This window comes from Streptomyces sp. RerS4 (genome assembly GCF_023515955.1).
Lineage (GTDB): Bacteria > Actinomycetota > Actinomycetes > Streptomycetales > Streptomycetaceae > Streptomyces.
Window position 1 is genome coordinate 2,303,938 of record NZ_CP097322.1, and the last position, 23,206, is coordinate 2,327,143.

The window sequence follows — 23,206 nt, forward strand, 5'->3', positions numbered from 1 at the left end:
CGCACGCGGACGCCAATCGGCTTGGACGGCCCCGGCCGCCGTGGCAGGCTGACGCACGCCCGCGTACGCCGCACCGCACCCACCAAGGACGCCGCCAGGTATGAGCACCCCCACCGACCCGCCCGGCAGCCCGACCACGCCCCCGACCGAGCCGACGGAGCCCAAGGACCCCGCCGGAACGGCGATACCGGAGGCGGACGCGATACCCGGGCCCGCGGCGAAGCTGTCGCTGGAGAAGACCCCGGACGGCCCCACCCCGACGCCCGAGCCGACCCCGGCCCCCGAGCCCGAGCCCGAGCCCGAGCCCGCCGCGTACAACCCCTTCGCCGCGCCCGCCCCGGCCCCCGCGTCCACGGCCTTCGCGCCCGTCGACCCCGCCGCGGGGGCGCCCGCGGCTCCCCCCGCCGCTCCCCCGGCCGGGTCCTGGGCCGGGCCCGCCGCCCCGCCCCCGTACGGCCCTCCCGGCTACCCGGGCCACTCGGGTTACCCGGGTTACCCCGGCCACCCCGCCCCCAACACGCCCGGGAACGGCATGGCCGTCGCCGGTCTGGTCCTCGGCATCATCGGCGTGCTCGTCGCCATCGTCCCGTTCGTCTTCTGGGTCGGCACCCTCGCCGGCCTCACCGGCCTCGGCCTCGGCATCGCCGGCCTGGTGCGCGCCCGGCGCGGCGCCCCGCGCAAGGGCCTCGCCCTCACGGGCGCGGTCCTCGGCCTGCTCAGCCTCGCGGTCTCGGTCGGCGGCTTCTTCCTCACCGTCAAGATCGTCGACGAGGTGGACCGGTACGACGACTCCATCAGCGACGAATACGAGTGGCCCGAACCCGACCAGTACGACGACCAGTACGGCGACGAGTACGAGGACGAGGGCAGCGGCGGGTACGACGGGGACCCGGACGCCCCCGCCGGGCCCGGAGTGACGACCCCGCTCGCGTTCGGGGCGACGTACAGCTACCCGACGGACATCTCGGTGAGCGTCGCGCAGCCGCGCCCGTACACGACGGCCAACGAGTACATCGAGGTGAAGAACGCCGTCCAGGTGAGCTTCACCCTCACCAACGGCACCGACCGGGTGCAGTCCTTCTCCTCCGTGCTGCCGACCGTCACCGACGACCAGGGTCGTCCGTGCCGACCGGTCTTCGACGGCCGCATGCCGAAGCGGATCTCCGGCACCGTCCAGCCGGGCCGCTCCGTCACCGGGACGGCCGCCTTCGAGCTCCCGCCGGGCACCGAGCGGATCCGCGTCCGGATCTCCCCGAAGCCCCTGCAGTACCAGGTGAGGTTCGCGGGCCCCGTCGGCTGATCGGCCCGGACCCAGGACATCGCGTCAGAAAGACGATTACACTGACGGCGTGCCTCAACTACGTCTGGCTCTGAATCAGATCGACTCGCACGTCGGCGACATCGCCGCCAACGCCGACTCGATCGTCCACTGGACCCGGCACTCCGCCGAGCAGGGCGCCCATCTGGTGGCGTTCCCGGAGATGGCGCTGACCGGGTACCCCGTCGAGGACCTCGCCCTGCGCGCGTCCTTCGTCGAGGCCTCCCGCACCGCCCTGCGCGCCCTCGCGGCGCGGCTCGCGGCGGAGGGCCTCGGCGAGCTGCCGGTCGTCGTCGGCTACCTGGACCGCAGCGAGAAGGCGGCGCCCCGCCTCGGCCGCCCGGCCGGTTCCCCCGAGAACGCGGCCGCCGTACTGCACCGCGGCGAGGTCGTCCTGCGCTTCGCCAAGCACCACCTGCCCAACTACGGGGTCTTCGACGAGTTCCGGTACTTCGTGCCGGGCGACACCCAGCCGGTGATCCGGGTGGGGGGCGTCGACGTCGCGCTCGCCATCTGCGAGGACCTCTGGCAGGAAGGCGGCCGCGTCCCCGCCACCCGCTCCGCCGGGGCCGGCCTGCTGCTGTCCATCAACGCCTCCCCCTACGAGCGCGACAAGGACGACCTGCGCCTGGAACTGGTCCGCAAGCGCGCCCAGGAGGCCGGCTGCACCCTCGCCTACCTGGCGATGATGGGCGGCCAGGACGAGCTGGTCTTCGACGGCGACTCGATCGTCGTGGACGCCTCCGGGGAGGTCGTCGCCCGCGCCCCGCAGTTCTCCGAGGGCTGCGTGCTGCTCGACCTGGACCTGCCCGCCGCCCGGCCGGACGCCCCCGAGGGCGTCGTGGACGACGGCCTGCGCATCGACCGCGTGATCCTCTCCGAGGAGCCGGTGGCCCCGTACGAGCCCGTCGTCACCGGCGGCTACGCCGAGCGCCTCGACGCCGCCGAGGAGGTCTACGACGCGCTGGTCGTGGGCCTGCGCGCGTACGTCAAGAAGAACGGGTTCCGCTCCGTCCTGATCGGGCTCTCCGGCGGCATCGACTCGGCGCTCGTCGCCGCCCTCGCCTGCGACGCGATCGGCGCGCAGAACGTGTACGGCGTCTCGATGCCCTCGAAGTACTCCTCGGAGCACTCGAAGGGCGACGCGGCGGACCTCGCGCGCCGCACCGGCCTCAACTTCCGGACCGTCCCGATCGAGCCGATGTTCGACGCCTACATGGGCGCGCTCGGCCTCACCGGTCTGGCCGAGGAGAACCTCCAGTCCCGCCTGCGCGGCACGATGCTGATGGCGATCTCCAACCAGGAGGGCCACATCGTCCTGGCCCCCGGCAACAAGTCCGAGCTGGCCGTCGGCTACTCCACGCTCTACGGCGACTCGGTCGGCGCCTACGGACCGATCAAGGACGTCTACAAGACCGACATCTTCCGGCTCGCGCGCTACCGCAACCGGGCCGCCGTGGACCGGGGCGAGACCCCGCCGATCCCGGAGAACTCGATCGTGAAGCCGCCGAGCGCCGAACTGCGCCCGGACCAGGTGGACACGGACTCGCTGCCGGACTATCCGGTGCTCGACGCGATCCTGGAGCTGTACGTGGACCGCGACCAGGGGCTGGAGGCGATCGTCGCGGCCGGCTACGACCGCGAGCTCGTCGCGCGGACCGTGCGGATGGTGGACACGGCGGAGTACAAGCGCCGCCAGTACCCGCCGGGCACCAAGATCTCCGCGAAGGGATTCGGCAAGGACCGCCGCCTGCCCATCACGAACGGCTGGCGCGAGCAGGCGTAGGGGGTGTCCCAGGGGGTGTCCGCGCCGGACGCGCCCTACGGGCGGATCGTGACGCGGGCGGCGACCGGGAGGTGGTCGCTGCCCGTGCGCGGCAGGGTCCAGGAGGCCTCCGGCTTCACCCCGCGCACCAGGATCTGGTCGATCCGGGCCATCGGGAACGGGGCCGGCCAGCTGAACCCGAAGCCGTCGCCCGCCGCGCCCTGCGTGGAGCGCATCTGCGAGGTGACCTCCGACAGGGCGCGGTCGTTCATCGTGCCGTTGAGGTCGCCGAGCAGGATGACGTTCTTCAGCGGTTCGGACGCCAGCGCCGCGCCCAGCGCGTCGGCGCTGTTGTCGCGCTGGTTGGCGGTGAAGCCGGCGTTCAGCTTGACCCGGACCGAGGGCAGGTGCGCCACGTAGATGCCGAGGTCGCCGAAGGGGCCGGCCACGGTGGTGCGCATCGCCCGGGTCCAGCCGAGCCGGATGTCGACGGGCTTGCTGGAGGTCAGCGGGTACTTGCTCCACACGCCGACGGTGCCCTCGACGGCGTGGTACTTGTACGTGCGCTCCAGGGCCTTCTCGTAGATCGGGACGGCGCTCGCCTTCAGCTCGGTCAGGGCCAGGACGTCCGCGCCGGACTTCGCCACGGACTCGGCGGTGCCGCGCGGGTCGGGGTTGTCGGCGTCGACGTTGTGGGTGGCGACCATCAGGTTGCCGCCGCGCCCGGACTTGTCGGTGACCAGGCCGCCGAAGAGGTTCGCCCAGACGATCGCCGTCAGCAGTATCGCGATGAGCGCGGTGGCGGACTTGCGGATCACCGCGATCACGAGCAGCACCGGGACCGCCAGGCCCAGCCAGGGCAGGAAGGTCTCGATGAGGCTGCCCAGGTTGCCCACGTCGTTGGGCAGTTCGGCGTGGAAGATCATGATCAGCGCGATCACCGCCGCGATCGCGGCGGTCACGATCCCGCGCCGCCAGATGCCCGGGTCGCGGCGCAGCTCGGCCAGCCGGCGCCGTAGACCGGATCCGGAGGGCTCGGGCTCGGAGCCGCCGTTCCCCGTCTCCGTCACATACGCCTGTGCCATGCCATGTCCTCGCTGCCGTGCTCGCGCTCCGTCCCCGCCCCTTGACCCTAGGCGATGTACGGAGCCTTCCGCGCCGTCCTGTTGCGGCCGTACCTTCCCGAGGACGAACGGCCGTGCGGCCAAGGTTCCGCTTGTCACGAAACGCGCACATTGGCCGCCGCGCTCCCGGGGAGGGCCGGGAGTGTGACGCACAGGTCATCCCGTCGGCGTCGCGCCCCTACCGTCGACGGCCGGACGGGTGCCACCATGGGGGGTGAGTCCGGGGACACCGTAAGGGTGCCTCGAGATGACACAAGGAGCAGTTGCAATGACGCATGCCGTTTCGCCTGCCCGCGAAGCCGCCTCCCCCACCCTGTACGGGGGCTCGGGCACCCGGCGGATCACCGTCCGCGACCTCACCCTCGCCAAGGAGCGCGGCGAGAAGTGGCCCATGCTCACCGCCTACGACGCGATGACCGCGTCCGTGTTCGACGAGGCCGGCATCCCGGTCATGCTCGTCGGCGACTCGATGGGCAACTGTCACCTCGGCTACGAGACCACCGTCCCCGTGACGATGGACGAGATGACGCTGCTGTCGGCGGCCGTCGTACGGGGCACCAGCCGGGCCCTGATCATCGGCGACCTGCCGTTCGGCTCGTACCAGGAAGGCCCCGTACAGGCGCTGCGCAGCGCGACGCGCCTGGTCAAGGAGGCCGGCGTCGGGGCGGTCAAGCTGGAGGGCGGGGAGCGTTCGCTCGCCCAGACCGAGCTGATCGTCCAGTCCGGCATCCCGGTCATGTCCCACCTGGGCCTGACCCCGCAGTCCGTGAACGCCATGGGCTACCGGGTGCAGGGCCGCGGTGACGAGGCCGCGCACCAGCTGCTGCGCGACGCGAAGGCGGCCCAGGACGCGGGCGCGTTCGCGGTGGTGCTGGAGCTGGTCCCGGCGGAGCTGGCCGCCGAGGTCACCCGTTCCCTGCACATCCCGACGGTCGGCATCGGCGCGGGCGCGGAGTGCGACGCCCAGGTGCTGGTGTGGACCGACATGATGGGCCTGACCGGCGGGAAGATGCCGCGGTTCGTGAAGCAGTACGCGAACCTGCGCGCGACCATGGGCGACGCGGCGAAGGCCTTCGCCGAGGACGTGGTCGGCGGAACGTTCCCCCGGGAAGAGCACTCCTTCCACTGATCCGATCCTCCCGACAGCCCGCCGACACGAGCGTGTCGGCGGGCTGTCGGTCGTCCGTCGGTCGTCTGTCGGCGGATTGTCAGTGGCGGCTGGTCCCATGGTGGGCATGACGCGAATCGACAAGAACCCCCACGCCGTGGAAGTACGGGGGCTGGTCAAGCACTATGGCGAGACCAAGGCCCTGGACGGGGTCGACCTGGACGTCCGTGAGGGAACGGTGCTCGGGGTCCTCGGCCCCAACGGCGCCGGCAAGACCACGCTGGTGCGCTGCCTGTCCACCCTGATCGTTCCCGATGCCGGCACGGCCACGGTCGCCGGCTTCGACGTGGTCCGACAGCCCCGGCAGCTGCGCCGCACCATCGGCCTGACCGGCCAGTACGCCTCGGTCGACGAGAAGCTCTCCGGCTGGGAGAACCTCTACATGATCGGCCGCCTGCTGGACCTGTCCCGCAAGGACGCCCGCTCCCGCGCGGACGAGATGCTGGAGCGGTTCTCCCTGACGGAGGCCGCGAAGAAGGCCGCGATGCACTACTCCGGCGGTATGCGCCGCCGGCTCGACCTCGCCGCGTCGCTGATCGGCAACCCGGCCGTGCTGTACCTGGACGAGCCGACCACCGGTCTGGACCCCCGCACCCGCAACGAGGTGTGGGACGAGGTGCAGCGGCTCGTCGCCGAGGGCGCGACCGTCCTGCTCACCACCCAGTACATGGAGGAGGCCGAGCAGCTGGCGAGCGAGCTGACGGTCATCGACCGGGGCAAGGTCATCGCCAACGGCAAGGTCGACGAGCTGAAGGCCCGCGTCGGCGGCCGGACGCTGAAGATCCGTCCCGTCGAGTCGGCCGACCTGCCCGGCATGGCCCGCGCGCTCGCCGAGGCCGGACTGGACGGCGTGGCCGGCTCCCAGGCCGTGCCGGACGAGGGTGTGCTCCTCGTCCCGATCCTCAGCGACGAGCAGCTGACCGCGGTGGTCGGGCTGCTGGCCGCCCGCGGCTACGCGATCGCCGACCTCGGCACGTACCTGCCCAGCCTGGACGAGGTGTTCCTGTCGATCACCGGCCAGAAGCCCGCCATCACCGAGGAGGTCGCGGCATGAGCTCCGCCACCACGACGAAGCCCGCCGAGACCGCGACGGTCCCCGCCGCCCGTCCGGCGGTCCCGGACGAGGGCCGGATCGGCCTGCGGGGCAACCTGCGCCACATCGGCGCACTGGCCCGGCGCAACCTGCTCCAGATCAAGCAGGACCCCGAGTCGATGTTCGACGTCCTGTTCATGCCGATCATCTTCACGCTGCTGTTCGTGTTCGTCTTCGGCGGTGCGATCTCCGGCAAGGACAACCAGGCGCAGTACGTCAACTACGTGGTGCCCGGCCTGATGGCCATGATGGGCATGAACATCGCCATGGCGGTGGGCACCGGCGTCAACGACGACTTCAAGAAGGGCGTGATGGACCGGTTCCGGTCCATGCCGATCGCCCGGTCCTCGGTGCTCATCGCCAAGATCCTGGTCGAGGTCGGCCGCATGATGGTCGCCATCACGATCCTGCTCGGCGTGGGCTTCATCCTCGGCCTGTCGATCAAGTCCTCGGTGCTGGACCTGTTCTTCGCGATCGGTCTGTCGGCCGTCTTCGGCGCCTCGCTCATGTGGATCTTCGTGCTGCTGGGTCTGACGATGCAGACCGCCCAGGCCGTCCAGGGCATGGCGATGCTGGTCCTGATGCCGCTCCAGTTCGGCAGCTCGATCTTCGCGCCGCCGTCGACCATGCCGGGGTGGCTGCAGGCCTTCACCGACTACAACCCGCTGTCCAACCTGGCCGACGCGGCCCGCGCCTTGATCAACGGCACCCCGCTCGGCAACTCCGTCTGGCTGACGCTCGCCTGGTCGCTGGCGATCACGCTCGTCACGATGCCGCTGGCCGTCCGCAAGTTCCGTCAGAAGACCTGACGCGAACGGTGGCCGCGCGACGCGGGCCGGATCACACGAGGGCGGTGGCCTCCTCCAGGGAGAGGCCGCCGCCTTCGGCGTACGCGCGCTCGTACGCGGCGTCGCCCAGTGCCGCACGGGCGTGTTCCTCGGCGCGGGCGGCGTCCTCGCGTTCGGTGGAGACCGGGACGTGCCCGGGGGGCAGGTGGGCGCGGTAGGCGCCCAGCAGCCGCGCGGCGTCGGCCTCCCGGCGGGGGCCTTCGGGTACGGAGAGGGCGACGGCGGCCGTCAGCAGGAACCCGGCGGGCAGTTGGGGGGCGACCATCAGGGCCAAGGGGTCCAGGGCGATGCCCGAGCCCAGGGCGTCCCGGACGAGCGCGAGCGCGTCCTCGTGCCGGGCCTCCTGGTTGTCCAACCAGCCGACGATGGCGAGCAGGAACACGTCGAAGATCGCGTACGCCCCGAAGGCGAACTCCTCGCGCAGCGCCTTGATCTGGGCGCGGGCCTCGGCGAAACGGCCGCCGCGGCCGAGGATGCTCGCGAGGAACATGCGGCAGGCGGGCATGGCCTCGTTGCCGTACCGCTCGGCGGTGGCGAGGACCTCGGTGAGGATCTCCTCCGCCAGGGCCGCCTCGCCGGTCTCGATCAGGGTGCCGGCCATCCGTACGCGCATCACCGCCACCTGGGCCTTGGCGCCCAGGCGTTCGGCGTACTCGATCGCCTCGCGGTAGTCGAGCGCGGCGAGGGCGTATTCGCCGCGCTTCTCGCGGGATTCGGCGCGGGCCGCGAGGGCTTCGGCGCAGCCCCAGTCGTCGCCGAGTTCGCGGAAGAGGCTCAGGCTCTCGTCGGCGTCGCGGGCGGCGTCGCCCGACCAGTCGGCGCGGTTGGCGAGGATGTTGGCGCGCAGCTGGAGGGCGGAGGCCAGCTCCCAGCGGTAGCCGAGCTCGCGGGCGACGTCGACGGTCTCGTCCACGACGGTCCTGAGCAGCTCGGGATCACCGGCGATCATGACGGCGTAGATCCACAGGCCCGAGGGGGCCCGGCAGGTCTGCGGCAGGCCGGGCCGGTAGGCGGAGATCATGCCGTCGACCTGGGCGCGGACGTCCGGGGAGTTCCAGCCGGTGCTGTTCTGGTCGCGGGCGGCGAGGCGGATCATCTGGATGCCGCGCCAGCCCTCGGTGAGCAGTTCGCCGCTGTAGGGCGGGGGCGTGTCCACGATCCGGGTGTGGACGGGTTCGGCGGGGACCACCGGGGGTGCGAAGGGGTCGGGGCCGAGTTCGGCGGCGGCGTTGGACCAGTGGCGGGACTCGGTGCGCAGGTCGTGCATGTGCCAGTACCAGACCAGGGAGTGGACGAGGCACAGCACCTCCTGCGCATCGCGGGCGGCGACGGCGCGACGCAGGGCCGTACGGAGGTTCTCGTACTCGGTGGCGAGGCGGTCGGCGGTCGCCCGTTGGGCGTGGGAGCGCAGCAGGGGCTCGCTGGTCCGGGCGAGTTCGCGGTAGTGGACGAGGTGGCGGCGCTCGGTGGCGGCGCGGTCGCCGTCGACTTCTGCGAGGCGCTCTGCGGCGTACTCGCCGACGGTCTCCAGCAGGCGGTACCTCATGCCGTCGGGGGCGGGTTCGGCGACGACGAGGGACTTGTCGACGAGGGAGCCGAGGATGTCGGCGACCTCATAGGAGGGGTCGGCGCAGACGGCCTCGGCGGCGGGCAGATCGCAGCCGCCGGCGAAGACGGACAGGCGGCGCAGCACGGTGCGTTCGGGTGTGTCGAGGAGGTCCCAGGACCAGTCCACGACCGCGCGCAGGGTCTGCTGGCGGGGCAGGAGGGTGCGCGCGCCGCCGGTCAGGAGCCGGAAGCGGTCGTCCAGGCGGTCGGCGATCTGGCGCGGGGTGAGGAGGCGCAGCCGGGCGGCGGCCAACTCGATGGCCAGCGGCAGCCCGTCGAGGCGGCGGCAGATCTCGGCGACGGCGGCCGGGTCCTCGGCGGGGTCGAAGCCGGGGTGGGCGGCGGCGGCCCGGTCGGCGAAGAGGCGGTGCGCGGGGGCCGGCGGGAGGGGTTCGACGGGGCGCAGGAACTCCCCCGGAACGCCGAGGGGTTCGCGACTGGTGGCCAGGATCCGCACGCCGGGGCAGTGGGTGAGGAGGCGTTCGGCGAGCTCGGCGGCGGCGCCGATGACGTGCTCGCAGTTGTCCAGGAGCAGCAGGAGGCGGCGGCGGGCGCAGTGGTCGACGAGCCGGTCGAGGGGGTCGTCGCCGGCGCGGTCGGTGAACGCGCGCAGTTCCTCGGCGCCGGCGCCGCGCAGCGTGGTCCGGCGGGCGCCGAGCGCGGCGAGCGCGGCCTCGGCGACGTCCTCCGGGTCGTCCACGGGGGCCAGCTCGACGAACCACACGCCGTCGGGCCAGGCGAGGGGGCCGTCGGCCCGCGCGGCGTGGGCCTCGGCGGCCTCCTGCGAAAGCCGCGTCTTCCCGGCGCCCCCGGCCCCGAGCAGGGTGACGAGCCGCGCCCGCGCCAGATCGTCCCCGATGACCCGGATGTCCCCTTCCCGCCCCACGAAGCTGGTGAGCCGAGCCCGCAGATTCCCCTGCCCGACCCCGGCTGCCACCTGCGCTTGGGCTTGGGGGTGGGGGTGGGGGTGGGGCGCGGTCGGGGGTCGGTGGGCGGGCTCGGCCGGGGTGAGGAGTTCGGTGTGGAGGGTGCGGAGGGAGGGGGAGGGGTCGGTGCCGAGGTGGCCGGAGAGGGTCTGGCGGACCTGTTCGTAGGCGGCCAGGGCTTCCGCCGGGCGGCCGGCCGCACGCAGGGCCCGCAGGCGCAGCACCTGAAGGGACTCGTCCAGGGGGTACCGGGCGCACAGCTCGGTCAGCTCCGGGAGCGCCGACTCCGCTTCGCCCAGGGCCAGGGCCGCGCCGAGGCGGCCCCGCCGCGCGTCCCGACGTACGGCTTCCCACCGCGTGGCCTCGGCCGTCGCGTCGGGGAGGGAGGCCAGCGCGGGGCCCTGCCACAGGGCGAGGGCCTCGTCGTACAGCGCGGCCGCCCCGGCCGGGTCCGGGGTGGCGGCGGCGGCCCGTACGAGGCCCTCGAAGCGGTACAGGTCGACGTCCTCGCGCCGCGCGTCCAGCAGGTAGCCGCCCTCGACGGACCGTACCGCCGTACGCCCCAACGCCCGCCGCAGCCGCGCGACCAGGGCCTGGAGCGCGGCGACGGCCTCGGCCGGCGGGTCGGCGTCCCACACCTCGGCGACCAGCAGCGCGACCGGCACCGCCCGGCCGGGGCGCAGCGCGAGCGCGGTCAGCAGGGCGCGCAGACGCGCGCCACCGACGGCGACGGCGCTGCCGTCGTCGCGGAAGACACGGGCGGTGCCGAGGATCGCGTAACGCACCGACCCATTGTCGCCGGACGGGGACCCCGCCCCGCCCTCCCGGTCGGCCGGGGGCGCGGGATAGGTTTCGCCGCATGGGTCACCAGGGCAGCCGCGGCGAGCGGCGCATCAGTTCCGTGTTCCTCGGGATCGTCGCCGTCATGGCGGTCACCGGCTGGGCGGTGTGGACCGGCTACGCGTCGAGTCCGGGCCTCGCGGTGTTCCTCTTCGTCACGGCCGCGTGGATCGTCTCGCTGTGCCTGCACGAGTACGCGCACGCCCGGACCGCCCTGCACAGCGGTGACCTCTCGGTCGGCGCGAAGGGCTACCTGACGCTGAACCCGCTCAAGTACACGCACGTGCTGCTCAGCGTCGTGCTCCCGGTGGTCTTCGTGATCCTGGGCGGGCTGGGCCTGCCGGGCGGGGCCGTGTACATCGAGCGCGACCGGATCCGGGGGCGTTGGAAGCACAGCCTGATCTCGGCGGCGGGCCCGCTGACGAACGTGGCCTTCGCGATCGTGTGCACGGCGCCGTTCTGGCTGGACGCCCTGGACGGGGTGCCGTTCGCGTTCCGCTTCGCGCTGGCGTTCCTCGCGCTGCTCCAGGTCTCGGCGGCGATCCTGAACTTCCTGCCGGTGCCGGGCCTGGACGGCTACGGGATCATCGAGCCCTGGCTGTCGCACCGGGTGCGGCGCGAGCTGGCGCCGCTGGCCCCGTTCGCGCTGATCGGGGTGTTCGTGCTGCTGTGGATCCCGGAGGTCAACGCGTTCTTCTTCGACGCGGTGCGGGGCGTGCTGCGCGGCCTCGGCGTGTCGGACCTGGAGACGTACTGCGGCCGCGCCCTGTACCGCTTCTGGCAGGACGACGACGGCTTCTGCGCCGTCCCGGTGGACTGACGCGCGGCGCCGCTCTGCGCGTCTGCGCGTCAGGCGGTCGTGCGGCCCTTGCGGGCCTTCTCCTTGCGGATGTAGTACCAGGCCATGTTGGACGTCAGCCCGGCCAGCAGCACCCACACGATCCCGAGGAAGCTTCCCTCCACGAAGGCGATCACGGCCGCGGCCACGGCGAGAGCGCAGACGACAAGGGCGAACACGGCAAGGCGGGGCATCCCGAACAGCTCCTCGGCAACACAAGACGGGGTCGAGCCCCTCCAGTGTCCCCCATGCCCCGCGTCGTCCCGGCCCGGGGCGCACCGGGACGCGCGGGTCGGGACGCGCGGGCCGACCGCGGCCCGGTCAGACGTCCGTGAGGCGGACGCCCGCGTGGGCCTTGTAGCGGCGGTTCGTGGAGATCAGGTTGGCGACCATCGCCTCGACCTGATGGGCGTTGCGCAGGCGGCCCGCGAAGACGCCCCGCATGCCGGGGATGCGGGCGGCGAGGGCCTGGACGAGGTCGGTGTCGGCGCGGGATTCGCCGAGGACCATGACGTCGGTGTCGATCTCCTCGACGGACTCGTCCTGGAGGAGGACGGCCGAGAGGTGGTGGAAGGCGGCGGTGACGCGCGAGTCCGGGAGCAGTGCGGCGGCCTGCTGGGCGGCGCTGCCCTCCTCGACCCGGAGGGCGTAGGCGCCCTGCTTGTCGAAGCCGAGCGGGTTGACGCAGTCCACGACGAGCTTGCCCGCGAGGTCCTCGCGCAGCGCTTCGAGGGTCTTGGCGTGGCCCTCCCACGGCACGGCGATGATCACGATGTCGCTGCGCCGGGCGCACTCGGCGTTGTCGGCTCCCTCCACACCGAGACCCAGTTCCCGGGCGGCGGCCTCGGCCCGGTCGGCGGCGCGGGAGCCGATGATCACCTTCTGGCCGGCGCGAGCGAGGCGGTAGGCGAGGCCGCGGCCCTGGTCGCCGGTGCCGCCGAGGACGCCGACGACCAGGCCCGAGACGTCGGGGAGGTCCCAGGGGTCCTTGGCCGGGGGCTTCTGGGTCTTGCTGTCCGAAGAAGTCATGGGGGCGAGGGTACTGCCGGGTAGCTCAGGGTCGAAGGGCGGCGTCGAAGAGCCGGCGGGGCGGGCGACCGCGCGCGGGACGCCCACCGGTCGCCCGGTATGCGGCAGGATGCCGCCATGGACGCCGTGAGAGTCGCGCTGTTGCGGGAGGTGCTGGCCGGTACGCGGTGGCCGGGTGAGGCGCGGCGCTTCGCCGGGGTGCTGCGGCGGTCGGTGGCGCCGGCCGGGGGCAACCTGCTGCTGGTGGGCACCGAGGCCTACGAGCCCTGGCACCTGGCGGCGCACCTGGTGGACGAGGCGGCCTGGTCGGGACTGCCGGAGCTGGCGCCGACGCTGGTACGCCACCACGTGCGGCCCGGCGCGCCCGCGCACCTGGCGGTGGGGCTGAGCCGGCTGGCGGCGGCCCGGCGCGGGCACACGCTGCTGGTGGTGGCCCCCGAAGAGCCCGGCCCGGGGCTGCTGGAGCGGGTGCACGACGCCCGCCGGGCGGGGGCGACCGTACTGTCCCTGGACGGCGGGGACCCGGAACTGGGGGCGCTCGCGCACGACGCGCTGTCGGCGCCGCAGGCCACCGCCGAACTGGACCTCGACACGGTGCAGCACCTGGTCAGCGCGGCCGCCGGGGAGAACACGCCGCCGGTGCGGCGGGGTCGGGGGCGGTTCCGGGACCGGCTGGCACGGCTGGCGGACCAGCTGACCGCCCCGCCGGCCGACCGCTGGTAGCCGCGCCGGCGGCCGACCCCGCACCTCGGCCGGACACCCCCTACGCCGCGCCCGTGCCCTCGTCTTCCTCGCGGGACTTGTCGTTCCACTTGGGGTCGTTCTGCCATTCGAGGTTGCGTTCCTCGGCCGTCTCCATGGCGTGGGCGGCCTCCTCGGGCGTCGCGTAGGGGCCGAAACGGTCCTTCGCCGGACACTCGGGGCCCTCTTCGACCTTCCTGTGCACCAGGCAGTAGTACCACTCGCCGGGTTTGCCCACCTGGCGCTTCTTGAACAGGGCCATCGTCCTCGGGCTCCTCTCGATACCACTCTCTGCCGCCATGCTGCCCCATCCCCGGTCGATACACTCGCTTGCATGTCTGGCCAGTCGCTGCTCGTACCAGGCGAGCTTTCTCCCGCCCGTTCCGTTCCCGGAAACATCCGCCGTCCCGAGTACGTGGGCAAGCCCGCGCCCACCCCGTACACCGGACCGGAGGTGCAGTCGGCCGAGACCATCGAGGCGATGCGCATCGCCGGCCGGATCGCCGCCCAGGCGATGGAAGAGGCCGCCAAGCTCATCGCTCCGGGGGTGACCACCGACGAGCTGGACCGGGTCGCGCACGAGTACATGTGCGACCACGGCGCCTACCCGTCGACGCTGGGCTACCGGGGCTTCCCGAAGTCCCTGTGTTCCTCGCTCAACGAGGTCATCTGCCACGGGATCCCCGACTCGACCGTCCTGAAGGACGGCGACATCGTGAACCTCGACGTGACCGCGTACATCGGCGGCGTGCACGGCGACAACAACGCCACCTACCTGTGCGGTGACGTGGACGAGGAGTCGCGCCTGCTGGTCGAGCGCACCCGCGAGGCGCTGAACCGGGCCATCAAGGCGGTCAAGCCGGGCCGACAGATCAACGTGATCGGCCGCGTCATCGAGTCGTACGCGAAGCGGTTCGGTTACGGCGTCGTCCGGGACTTCACCGGGCACGGGATCAACTCGTCCTTCCACTCCGGCCTGATCATCCCGCACTACGACAGCCCGCACGCGACCACCGTGATCGAGCCCGGGATGACGTTCACGATCGAGCCGATGCTCACGCTGGGCACCCACGAGTACGACATGTGGGACGACGGCTGGACGGTCGTCACGAAGGACCGCAAGCGGACCGCGCAGTTCGAGCACACCCTCGTGGTGACCGACAGCGGAGCGGAGATCCTCACCCTGCCGTGAACCCGTACCGCCGGTGGGGCGGGACCGTTTTTTACCGACAAGACGTCGGGAACACATTGACTTAGGTATGCCTAAGTAGGAAGATCGGTCGTGGCGGCAGTGTCGCCACGCCGACTCCCCTTCCTCCGGAGGTCCGCCTTGGACGCGTTCTCCACGGTCATCCGTGTCGCCTCGCACGAGCAGCACACCGAAGCCGAGACCTCTACGTTCATGAGCGACCTGCTCGGCGGGCGCCTGGGGGTCGAGGCCTACGCCCGCTACACCGAGCAGCTCTGGTTCGTCTACCGGGCCCTGGAGGACGGGGCCGACGCCCTGCGCGAGGACCCCGTGGCGGGCCCCTTCATCCGGCCCGAGCTGATGCGCGTCGCCGCGATCGAGCGGGACCTCGAACACCTGCGCGGGCCCGACTGGCGCACCTCCCTCACCGCCCTGCCCGCGACGCGGGCGTACGCGGAGCGCGTCGCCGAGTGCGCGGCGTCCTGGCCGGGCGGATACGTCGCCCACCACTACACCCGCTACCTGGGCGACCTCTCCGGCGGCCAGATCATCCGCGACAAGGCGGAGCGGACCTGGGGCTTCGCCCGCAAGGGCGACGGCGTGCGGTTCTACGTCTTCGAGGACATCGTCAATCCGGCCGCCTTCAAGCGGACCTACCGCGAGCTGCTCGACGCGATCGCCGCCGACGACCTGGAGAAGCAGCGCATCATCGACGAGTGCAAGCGCGCCTTCGACTTCAACGGCGCGGTCTTCCGCGAGTTGGGCGAGGAGTTCCCGCTCAGCGCATGAAGCGGACGCGGCCGCCGATCTCGACGGTGCCGTCCGGGTTCGGGGCGGTGAGGATCTGGGAGCCCGCGCCCTGGGTGATGTTGAGGGCGCGGTTCAGCTGCGCCGTCAGCAGGATCGCCGCCGAACCGGTCGCCTCGTCCTCGGCGACGATCCCGTCGGGGCGGCGGGGGAAGCCCCGGGCGCGGACGCGTCCGGCGGCCTCGTCCTCCCAGGCCCAGGCGTACAGCCAGCCCTCGCCGGGCGGCGGGGCGGGCAGCGCGTCGACCTCGGCGACGGACGCGTACCGGTGGGTGCGCTTCTCGGTGACCCATTCCGGGCGGGCCGTGATCCAGGTGAACTCCCCGTCGTCGCGGGCCCAGACGGAACCGGCCGGGGGCTGGAGTTCCTCGATGTCGAGCAGCCAGGCGACACCGACGAGCGGGTGCCCGGCGAAGGACATGCGCGTGCCGGGCGTACGGATGTCGACGACCCCGCGCTCGGGGTCGTCGACGAAGACCGTCTCGCTGTAGCCGAGTTCGGCGGCCAGCGCCTGCCGGGACGCGTCGTCCGGGCAGGTGCGGCCGTCGCGGACGACTCCGAGCAGGTTGCCGTACCGGCCGTCACCCGCGCAGAAGACCTTGAGCACATCGAGATCGTTCACGCGGGCATTCAAACACGGTCACCGCGGGCACGGTCAGACCCGGCGTCGGCGGGCGGCGTACACCGCGCCCGCGCCGGCGGCCACGATCACGCCGGAGGCGCCGAGCAGGGCGCCGGCCGGGAGCTCGGCGCCCGTGGCGGCCAGGTTGCCGCCCGCCGCCGCGCCGCCCCGGCCGTGCCGGCGCCGCCGGCGGAGCCGCCGCCCGCGCTGCCGCCCGTACCGCCGCCGCCGGTCGTCCCGGTGCCGCCGGTCGTCCCGGTGCCGCCGGTGGCGCCGCCCGTGGTGGGCAGGGTGACGTCCTTGTCCACGGCGACCGACAAGTCGAGCGGGTCCATCGGCTTGCCCGGCTTGTACTGGTCGAGGACGGCGTTGTCGTTGGCGAACACGGTGGAACCCTGCTCGGTGAAGTACGCGGGGACGCCGGTCAGGGCCAGCAGGCCGCCCTTGGTCTTGTAGTCGGTCTTCGACAGGTCGAGCGTGGCGAAGGGGACGTCCTTGCGGGTGCCCGCCGGCGTCTTCACGTCCAGGGTCAGCGTGCCGGTCTTGCCGGCGCCGGCGACGCGGATGTTCTCGAAGGTCAGGTCGAGGCCGTGGAGGGTGAACCGGAAGCGCAGGGAGCCCTGGAACGAGGCGTTCAACTTCTGGTTCCTGACGTCCAGCTCGCCCGCGCCGAAGGCGAAGGCGTAGGTGGCGCCGTCCTTGACGGCGCCACCGCTCGCGGTGATGCCCTTCTCCCCGACGTACGCGCGGAAGGACTCCTTGACGCCCCAGGTGAGCTTGCCGTTGAGGATCTTCTGCGGGCCGTCGGCGGGGGCGCCGCTCCCGCCGGGCGAGGGGGCCGCGGAGGTCGACGCCGACGCGGAGGGTGAAGAGGAAGTGGAAGAGGAAGGGGAAGGAGAGGGGGACGTGGACGTCGACGCGGAGGTGGACGGGGACGGGGAGGTGGACGGGGAGGGCCGCTCCGGGAACTTCAGGTCCACCGTCAGCTTGTCGCCCGGCTGACCCGCGTACGCGTCGCGGTCGAACAGCGCGGCGAACTCGGGGGTGAGGGTGGTCGTCAGGTCCTTCATGTTCATCCCGGCGAAGGCCACGTCCGCCAGCGGCACGTTGGGCTTCAGCGTGCCGTTCCTGGTGACGTCGGCCGTCAGCTTCTTCGTGGCCGTGCTGATGCGGAAGTTCTCCATCTTGACGACGAACCCGTGCCTGGTGCCGTCGAAGACGACCGCGCCCTTGAAGGCCGCCGTCACGACGTGCCCGCCGGCCGCGTCGTACTGGCCCGTCGCCTCGCCGAAGCGGAAACCGCCGGGGACCTCGGTGGCGCCGTCCTGCGCGGTGATCGTGCCGATGCCCTTGACGTACGCGCGCAGGCTCGCCAGGACGCCCCAGTCGAGGGTGCCGCTCAGGACCGGGACGGGGGCCGCGGCCGGCGCCCCGGCGGCCGGCCAGGCACCCACGGCCGTGGCGGGCAGGACGAACGCGGCGGTGCCGAGGGTGGCGGCGGTGAGGACGGCGGCCGCGAGGACGGCCGGACGACGGACGGGCGAGGACATGGGAGAACTCCTGGAAGACCGGGGAGGGAGGAGAGGAGGAGGGAGGGGGGAGGGGGGAGGGGAGGGACGGGGCCTACGAGCCCGAGGCGCCGGAGTCCGAACCCGCGGCCGTCGCCGTACGGCGCTTGCGCAGGGCCACGAAGCCGACCCCGCCGGCCGCCAGCAGCACGGCCGCGCCGAGGGCGACGTAGAGCCCGACGTTCGAGGACTCCCCCGCCGAGGCGGCGGGCGCGGCCACGGCGGCGCCGGACGGCGACGCGGCCGGGGAGGCGGGGGCGGGGGCCGGGGACGCGGTGGAGCCGAGGTTCGGCAGGGCCGGGAGCCGCGCCGCGCCGTCCAGGGCGACGGCGAGCGAGACGGGGTCCATCTCGGTGCCGGCCTTGTACATGGAGTTGAAGGCCTGCGCGCCGCCCTCGGTGAGGGTGGCCGGGGCTTCGGTCAGCGTGACGAGCGTGCCCTCGGTCTTCAGCGCCTTGGCGTCGAACGCGACGAGCGGCACGGCGCTCTTCGTCCCCTCGGAGCCGTTGGTGACGTCGGCGGTGAGCACACCCCTGCCGTTCTCGACCTTGACGGTGACCTTGGCGAGCGTCAGGTCCAGATGGGCGCCGGTGAAGCGGACGGTCCCGGCGAACGCGGCGTCGAGCGTGCCTTTCCGGCCGTCGTAGGTGCCCTTGCCCTGCGGGAAGCGGAACAGCGCGCCGCCGTCCTGGGCGCCTTCGGCGAGGGTCCACTTGCCCTGGCCGACGGAGCCGGTGACGTACTCGCGGAAGGTGCGGCGCACCCCCCAGTCGACGGCGGCGTCGGCGAAGGCGCCCTCGGCCTGCGGGGTCTGGCCCCCGGGGGCGGGCGTCGTGGCGGGGGCCGTCGAAGGCGGCGCGGCCACCGGGTCCTTGACGTCGGCCGACAGGGAGACGGGGTCGAGTTGCGCGCCGGCGGCGTAGTAGCCGGCGAAGGCCTTGGCGCCCTGTTCGGTGAGGGTGGCCGGGACGTTGGTGAGGACGAACGGGCTGCCCGCACCCCTCATCTCGATGCCGCCCAGGCCGAGCGTGGCGAAGGGCACCTGGGACTCGCTGCTGACCGCTCCGGTGTCCTTGGCCTTGCTGGACACGTCCACGTAGAGGGTGCCGCGTCCGCCGGAGATCTTGACGGTGGGTCGACTGACGGTCATGTCCAGTTCGTTGACCCCGTCGGGCTTCCGGTGGCCCTGGAAGCTGACGCCGCCGCTGAAGGAGGCGGAGAACTCGCCGGTGTCGGGGGCGTAGGAGCCGTTCGCCGAGTGGAAGCGGAACAGGCTGCCGCCGACGGTGGCGGCGCCGGCCTTCAGCTGGAAAGAGCCTTTCGCGACAGGACCCGTGACATAACTCTGGAAGGACGATTTGATTCCCCAGTCCAGTCGACCACCCTGCACGGTACGGCCCGCCGCGTGAGCGGTGGAGGCCGGCAGCAGCGCCCCGAGCAGGGCCGCCAACAGGGCGACGGCGAACGCACGGGCGGGTCTTGCGGACATGAAGTCCCCTCCACGGTCGGGCCCTCCCACGGTCTGGTCCCTTCCCAGGCCTGGTGAGCAAGGTTAGGCTAACCTAAGCTATCGAAAGTCGAACGGGAACCCCCGCGTCGGCACAACCTCACCCCACCCCCGCCGGCCCCGGCCGGTCGACCAGGACGGTGCCTTCGTTGCCCACGCCCGCCACGTCAACCCGCTTCCCCCGCCTGGTCGTTGCCGTGGCGGCACTGGCACTCGCACTCGGCGCGACCGGCTGCGGGAACGCGAACGCTCCCGCGGGCTCCCCCACCCGACCCGCCGGCAGCGCCGCGGACCGGATCGAGCCCCTCGCCGGCACGCCGCTGCCCGCGCTCCCCGTGACCGTGCCCTCGGCCGACGGCGCGCAGGTCACCGTCGCCTCGGCGGAACGGATCGTGCCGCTGACGGGCAGCCTGAACGAGATCGTCCAGACCCTCGGCCTCGGTGCGCGGGTCGTCGCCCGCGACATCACCGCCACCTTCGAACAGGCCGCGTCCCTGCCGGTGGTGACACGTGGACACGACGTCTCCGCCGAGAGCGTGCTCTCGCTGCGGCCGACCCTCGTCCTGGCCGAGACCACCACCGGACCGGCCGAGGCGATCCGGCAGATCCGCGACGCCGGGATCCCGGTCCTGGTCGTCGCCCCCGCCAAGGCACTGGACGACGTCCCGAAGCGGATCGACGCGGTGGCCGCCGCGCTGGGCGTCAAGGAGGCCGGTACGCAGCTCAACCAGCGCACCGCCGACCGGATCGCCGCCGCCCGCCGGGGCGCCCCCGCCGACTCCGCGAAGAAGCCCCGGGTGGCCTTCCTCTACCTGCGCGGCACGGCCTCCGTCTACCTGCTGGGCGGCTCCGACTCGGGCGCGGCCTCGCTGCTGGAGGCGGCGGGCGCGATCGACACGGGCAAGGAGTCCGGGCTCGGCAAGGACTTCACGCCGATCACGAGCGAGGCGCTGGCCGCCGCCGCTCCGGACGCGATCCTCGTCATGACCAAGGGGCTCGAATCGGTGGGCGGCGTCGACGGATTGGTCAAGATCCCGGGCGTGGCCCAGACCCCGGCCGGGATGGACCGTCGGGTGGTGACCGTGGACGACGGGGTCCTGCTCAACTACGGGCCCCGCACCGACCAGGTGCTCGCCTCGCTCGTGGCGCAGCTCCACGGCAAGGGCGCCTGACGTGACCCTGCCCCACGAATCCGTGGCGGACGGTGGCACCGCCGAAGCCCCGGCGGCCCCGCCGGTGCGGCCGGCCGCCGGCGGGGCCGGTCTTCGCCCGGCGCCCGGGAAGCCGCGCGGCCGCCGGGCGCTGCTGATCGGTGCGGCGCTGGTGGCCGCCCTGTGCCTGCTCGCCCTGCTCTCCGCCGGCGTCGGCGCCTACCACATCCCGACCGGCGACGTCCTCGCCTCCGCCCTGCACCGGCTGGGCCTCGGCGGCGCTCCGCTCGACCGGGTCGGGGAGAGCGTGCTGTGGAACGTACGCCTCCCCCGGGTCGTGCTCGCCCTGTTGGTCGGCGCCTCCCTCGGTTGCGCGGGCGCGCTGATGCAGGGGGTCTTCGGCAACCCGCTCGCCGAGCCGGGCGTCATCGGCATCTCGGCGGGTGCCGCCGTCGGCGCGGTCGCCGCCATCGGGCTGGGCCTGAGCTTCCTCGGCAACTGGACGATCACCGCCTGCGCCTTCGTCGCGGGTCTGATCACCGTCACCTGCGTCTACCTGCTCTCGCGCAACGGCGGGAAGACCGAGGTCGTCACCCTCATCCTCACGGGCATCGCCGTCAACGCCTTCGCGGGCGCCCTGATCGGCCTGTTCGTCTTCTTCGCCGACAGTGGGCAGGTCAACCAGATCACCTTCTGGCAGCTCGGCTCCCTCGCCCAGGCCACCTGGCCGAAGGTGCTGGCCGTCCTCCCGTGCGCGCTGGTCGGGTTGTGCGTCGCCCCCTTCTACGGGCGCCGGCTGGACCTCCTCGCGCTCGGCGAGCGCCCGGCCCGCCACCTCGGCATCGACGTGGAGCGGCTGCGGCTGGCCCTGATCCTGGTCGTGGCGCTGCTGACGGCGGCGGCCGTCGCCGTAGCCGGGGTCATCACCTTCGTCGGCCTGCTGGTGCCGCACCTGCTGCGGATGGCGAACGGGCCGGGGCACCGCTTCCTGGTGCCGGCCAGCGCCCTCGCCGGGGCGGTGGTGCTGATGGCGGGCGACCTCGCCGCCCGGACGATCGCCCAGCCCGCCGAGCTGCCGCTCGGTGTGCTGACCGCCCTGATCGGCAGCCCGTTCTTCTTCTGGCTGCTGCGCCGCACCCGCCGCAGACAAGGAGGTTGGGCGTGAGCACCCCCCTGTGGTCCGCGTGGTCCGCGCTGCGCCGTCGGGGCGGCCGGACCGTGCCCGCCCGTCCCGCCCCCGGGGCCGCCGTCGCCGAGGCCGACGGCCTGCACGTGCGGCTCGGGGAGCGCGCGGTGCTCGCCGGCATCGACCTGAGCGCCCGCGCGGGCGAGGTCCTGGCCCTGGTCGGCCCGAACGGCGCCGGGAAGTCCACCCTGCTCGCCGCGCTCGCCGCCGACCTGCCGGCCGCCGCCGGCGCCGTACGGATCGACGGGCGGCCCGTCGGCGCCTGGTCGGCCCCCGAACTGGCCCTGCGCCGCGCCGTGCTCCCGCAGTCGGCCGCCCTGTCCTTCCCGTTCCGCGTCGCCGACGTCGTCGGGATGGGCCGCGCGCCCTGGGCCGGCACCCCGCTCGCGGAGCAGGACGAGGAGGCGGTGGCCGACGCGATGGCCGCCACCGAGGTCACCCCTTTCGCCGAGCGGCCGTTCTCGGCCCTCTCCGGGGGCGAGCGCGCCCGCGTCGCGCTGGCCCGCGTACTGGCCCAGCGGGCGCCGCTGTTGCTGCTCGACGAGCCGACGGCGGCGCTGGACCTGCGGCACCAGGAGTTGGTGTTGCGGATCTGCCGGGAGCGGGCGGCGGCGGGCGACGCGGTGGTGGTCGTCCTGCACGACCTGGGGCTGGCGGCGGCGTACGCCGACCGGGCCGCCGTCCTGCACGACGGCCGGATCGCGGTGGCCGGGCCGCCGTCGGAGGTCTTCGAGGACGGGCTGCTCAGCCGCGTCTACCGGCAGCCCGTGGAGGTGCTCCCCCATCCCCGCACCGGGGCCCCGCTGGTCATCCCGCTGCGGGGGACGGCGCTCGCGGAGGGTCCGTGACGGGCCCGTGTGGGTCGGCGCCGGTGACGGCAGCGGCTGGCTGACCGGTGGCTCGTACCTGGTGGCCCGGGGCATCCGGATGCACATCGAGACCTGGGACCGCACCTCACTGCCCAGGGCGGCGACCTGCGCGGCCGCCGCTTCGGGCACGGCGGCCTCGGGGTACGTCAGCAGGCGGACGGGGCTCCGTTCAGCCGCGTCCGATGTAGGGCATGGCGGTCGCCATGACGGTGGCGAACTGAACGTTCGCCTCCAGCGGCAGTTCCGCCATGTGCAGCACGGTCCGGGCCACGTCGGCGGCGTCCATGACCGGCTCGACGGCCAGCTGCCCGTTGGCCTGGAGGATGCCGGTCCGCATGCGCTCGGTCATCTCGGTGGCCGCGTTGCCGATGTCGATCTGCCCGCAGGCGATCCGGTACGGGCGCCCGTCGAGCGACAGCGACTTGGTCAGGCCGGTCATGGCGTGCTTGGTCGCGGTGTAGGCGATGGAGTTCGGGCGGGGCACGTGCGCCGAGATGGAGCCGTTGTTGATGATGCGGCCGCCCTGTGGTTCCTGGGCCTTCATCACCCGGAAGGCCGCCTGCGCGCAGAGGAAGGCGCCGGTCAGGTTGACGTCGACGACCTGACGCCACGCCTCGGGGGTGATGTCCTCCAGCGCGACACCGGCGGGGCCGAAGGTGCCGGCGTTGTTGAAGAGCAGGTCGAGGCGCCCGTGGCGCTCCCGTACGGCCTCGAACAGCGCGGCCACGTCCTCCGGATCGCTCACGTCGGCCCGTACGGGCAGCACGTCCGCGCCTTCGGGGGCCGCCGCGGCCGTCTCCTCCAGGGGTCCGGTCCGGCGTCCGGCGAGGGCCACCGACCAGCCGGCTCCGGCCAGGGCGAGGGCCACGGACCGGCCGATCCCGGAGCCGGCGCCGGTCACTACAGCGATCTTCTTCCGCGGTGCGTCCATGGGGCCGCAGAGTACGTCACACCGGACATCCGGCCCCGGAGCGTCCGACAGCTGAGAGCATGGTCGGGTCAGGGGTCG

21 protein-coding genes and 1 pseudogene are annotated in these 23,206 nt (G+C 73.2%); 13 read left to right on the forward strand and 9 right to left on the reverse strand.

Going from position 1 to position 23,206, the window contains the following annotated elements; all coding sequences use genetic code 11:
- The first annotated feature begins 100 nt into the window (after positions 1–100).
- Entirely contained in the window at positions 101–1,300 is a 1,200-nt protein-coding gene (locus tag M4D82_RS34035; protein WP_283844463.1) for a DUF4190 domain-containing protein, read from the forward strand.
- Positions 1,301–1,349: 49 nt separating this feature from the next.
- Positions 1,350–3,104 carry an NAD+ synthase gene (locus tag M4D82_RS10560; protein ID WP_249765799.1) on the forward strand — a complete coding sequence of 585 codons (1,755 nt, stop codon included), beginning with the start codon at positions 1,350–1,352 and terminating at the stop codon, positions 3,102–3,104.
- A gap of 35 nt (positions 3,105–3,139) precedes the next feature.
- Here M4D82_RS10560 and M4D82_RS10565 read toward each other — a convergent pair whose 3' ends face one another.
- The gene (locus M4D82_RS10565) at positions 3,140–4,168 is read right to left on the reverse strand and encodes an endonuclease/exonuclease/phosphatase family protein (protein WP_249765800.1); all 1,029 of its coding nucleotides are present in this window, start codon (positions 4,166–4,168) and stop codon (positions 3,140–3,142) included.
- A gap of 307 nt (positions 4,169–4,475) precedes the next feature.
- Here M4D82_RS10565 and panB point away from each other — a divergent pair, with 307 nt between their 5' ends.
- From panB to M4D82_RS10580, 3 genes are all read left to right on the forward strand, one after another.
- Positions 4,476–5,336, forward strand: a complete 861-nt coding sequence (gene panB / locus M4D82_RS10570; RefSeq protein WP_249765801.1) for a 3-methyl-2-oxobutanoate hydroxymethyltransferase — start codon at positions 4,476–4,478, stop codon at positions 5,334–5,336.
- A gap of 97 nt (positions 5,337–5,433) precedes the next feature.
- Positions 5,434–6,429, forward strand: a complete 996-nt coding sequence (locus M4D82_RS10575; RefSeq protein WP_249765802.1) for an ATP-binding cassette domain-containing protein — start codon at positions 5,434–5,436, stop codon at positions 6,427–6,429.
- Entirely contained in the window at positions 6,426–7,277 is an 852-nt protein-coding gene (locus M4D82_RS10580) for an ABC transporter permease (RefSeq protein WP_249765803.1), read from the forward strand. The genes M4D82_RS10575 and M4D82_RS10580 overlap by 4 nt, the downstream gene beginning before the upstream one ends.
- A 31-nt stretch (positions 7,278–7,308) precedes the next feature.
- Here M4D82_RS10580 and M4D82_RS10585 read toward each other — a convergent pair whose 3' ends face one another.
- Complete coding sequence (locus M4D82_RS10585; RefSeq protein ID WP_249765804.1) at positions 7,309–10,635, reverse strand: AfsR/SARP family transcriptional regulator; 3,327 nt, start codon at positions 10,633–10,635, stop codon at positions 7,309–7,311.
- Positions 10,636–10,709: 74 nt separating this feature from the next.
- On the opposite strand from M4D82_RS10585, the gene M4D82_RS10590 reads away from it, so the two are divergent.
- The gene (locus M4D82_RS10590) at positions 10,710–11,510 is read left to right on the forward strand and encodes a site-2 protease family protein (RefSeq protein WP_249765805.1); all 801 of its coding nucleotides are present in this window, start codon (positions 10,710–10,712) and stop codon (positions 11,508–11,510) included.
- A 29-nt stretch (positions 11,511–11,539) separates the two neighbouring features.
- On the opposite strand, the gene M4D82_RS10595 is transcribed toward M4D82_RS10590, so the two are convergent.
- A complete protein-coding gene (locus M4D82_RS10595) occupies positions 11,540–11,722 on the reverse strand; it encodes a hypothetical protein (RefSeq protein ID WP_249765806.1) in 183 nt (60 codons plus the stop codon).
- 127 nt (positions 11,723–11,849) lie between these two features.
- Positions 11,850–12,557, reverse strand: a complete 708-nt coding sequence (npdG, locus tag M4D82_RS10600; RefSeq protein ID WP_249765807.1) for an NADPH-dependent F420 reductase — start codon at positions 12,555–12,557, stop codon at positions 11,850–11,852.
- 117 nt (positions 12,558–12,674) lie between these two features.
- Between npdG and M4D82_RS10605 the strand changes: the two genes are divergently transcribed.
- Positions 12,675–13,280 (forward strand): hypothetical protein, encoded by a 606-nt coding sequence (locus M4D82_RS10605; protein WP_249765808.1) that lies wholly within the window; start codon positions 12,675–12,677, stop codon positions 13,278–13,280.
- Between the two features lie 40 nt (positions 13,281–13,320).
- Here M4D82_RS10605 and M4D82_RS10610 read toward each other — a convergent pair whose 3' ends face one another.
- Positions 13,321–13,560, reverse strand: a complete 240-nt coding sequence (locus tag M4D82_RS10610) for a hypothetical protein (RefSeq protein ID WP_249765809.1) — start codon at positions 13,558–13,560, stop codon at positions 13,321–13,323.
- Positions 13,561–13,632: 72 nt separating this feature from the next.
- Here M4D82_RS10610 and map point away from each other — a divergent pair, with 72 nt between their 5' ends.
- Entirely contained in the window at positions 13,633–14,490 is an 858-nt protein-coding gene (gene map / locus M4D82_RS10615; protein WP_249765810.1) for a type I methionyl aminopeptidase, read from the forward strand.
- A 138-nt stretch (positions 14,491–14,628) separates the two neighbouring features.
- Positions 14,629–15,276, forward strand: coding sequence for a biliverdin-producing heme oxygenase (locus M4D82_RS10620; RefSeq protein ID WP_249765811.1), 648 nt, complete (start codon positions 14,629–14,631; stop codon positions 15,274–15,276).
- Here the strand turns inward: M4D82_RS10620 and M4D82_RS10625 are convergent.
- The 3 genes from M4D82_RS10625 to M4D82_RS10635 all read right to left on the reverse strand — a co-directional run bounded on the left by M4D82_RS10625 (position 15,266) and on the right by M4D82_RS10635 (position 18,973).
- On the reverse strand, positions 15,266–15,916 hold the full coding sequence (locus M4D82_RS10625) for a PhzF family phenazine biosynthesis protein (protein WP_249765812.1): 651 nt from the start codon (positions 15,914–15,916) through the stop codon (positions 15,266–15,268). The two genes, M4D82_RS10620 and M4D82_RS10625, sit on opposite strands and share 11 nt — an antisense overlap.
- A gap of 86 nt (positions 15,917–16,002) precedes the next feature.
- Positions 16,003–17,466 (reverse strand): HtaA domain-containing protein, encoded by a 1,464-nt coding sequence (locus M4D82_RS10630; RefSeq protein WP_249765813.1) that lies wholly within the window; start codon positions 17,464–17,466, stop codon positions 16,003–16,005.
- 73 nt (positions 17,467–17,539) lie between these two features.
- Positions 17,540–18,973 carry an HtaA domain-containing protein gene (locus M4D82_RS10635; RefSeq protein ID WP_249765814.1) on the reverse strand — a complete coding sequence of 478 codons (1,434 nt, stop codon included), beginning with the start codon at positions 18,971–18,973 and terminating at the stop codon, positions 17,540–17,542.
- A gap of 167 nt (positions 18,974–19,140) precedes the next feature.
- On the opposite strand from M4D82_RS10635, the gene M4D82_RS10640 reads away from it, so the two are divergent.
- The 4 genes and pseudogenes from M4D82_RS10640 to M4D82_RS34575 form a co-directional block, all read left to right on the forward strand.
- Positions 19,141–20,163, forward strand: coding sequence for a heme/hemin ABC transporter substrate-binding protein (locus M4D82_RS10640; RefSeq protein ID WP_249765815.1), 1,023 nt, complete (start codon positions 19,141–19,143; stop codon positions 20,161–20,163).
- A 1-nt stretch (position 20,164) separates the two neighbouring features.
- The gene (locus M4D82_RS10645) at positions 20,165–21,307 is read left to right on the forward strand and encodes a FecCD family ABC transporter permease (protein WP_502988901.1); all 1,143 of its coding nucleotides are present in this window, start codon (positions 20,165–20,167) and stop codon (positions 21,305–21,307) included.
- A 29-nt stretch (positions 21,308–21,336) separates the two neighbouring features.
- Positions 21,337–22,176: a heme ABC transporter ATP-binding protein gene (locus M4D82_RS10650; RefSeq protein ID WP_249771676.1), complete on the forward strand. Its 840-nt coding sequence runs from the start codon at positions 21,337–21,339 to the stop codon at positions 22,174–22,176.
- Positions 22,177–22,183: 7 nt separating this feature from the next.
- Positions 22,184–22,240, forward strand: a pseudogene (locus tag M4D82_RS34575) (hypothetical protein); the annotation flags it as partial.
- A gap of 126 nt (positions 22,241–22,366) precedes the next feature.
- Here M4D82_RS34575 and M4D82_RS10660 read toward each other — a convergent pair.
- Positions 22,367–23,128, reverse strand: a complete 762-nt coding sequence (locus M4D82_RS10660; RefSeq protein WP_249765816.1) for an SDR family oxidoreductase — start codon at positions 23,126–23,128, stop codon at positions 22,367–22,369.
- Positions 23,129–23,206: the final 78 nt, after the last annotated feature.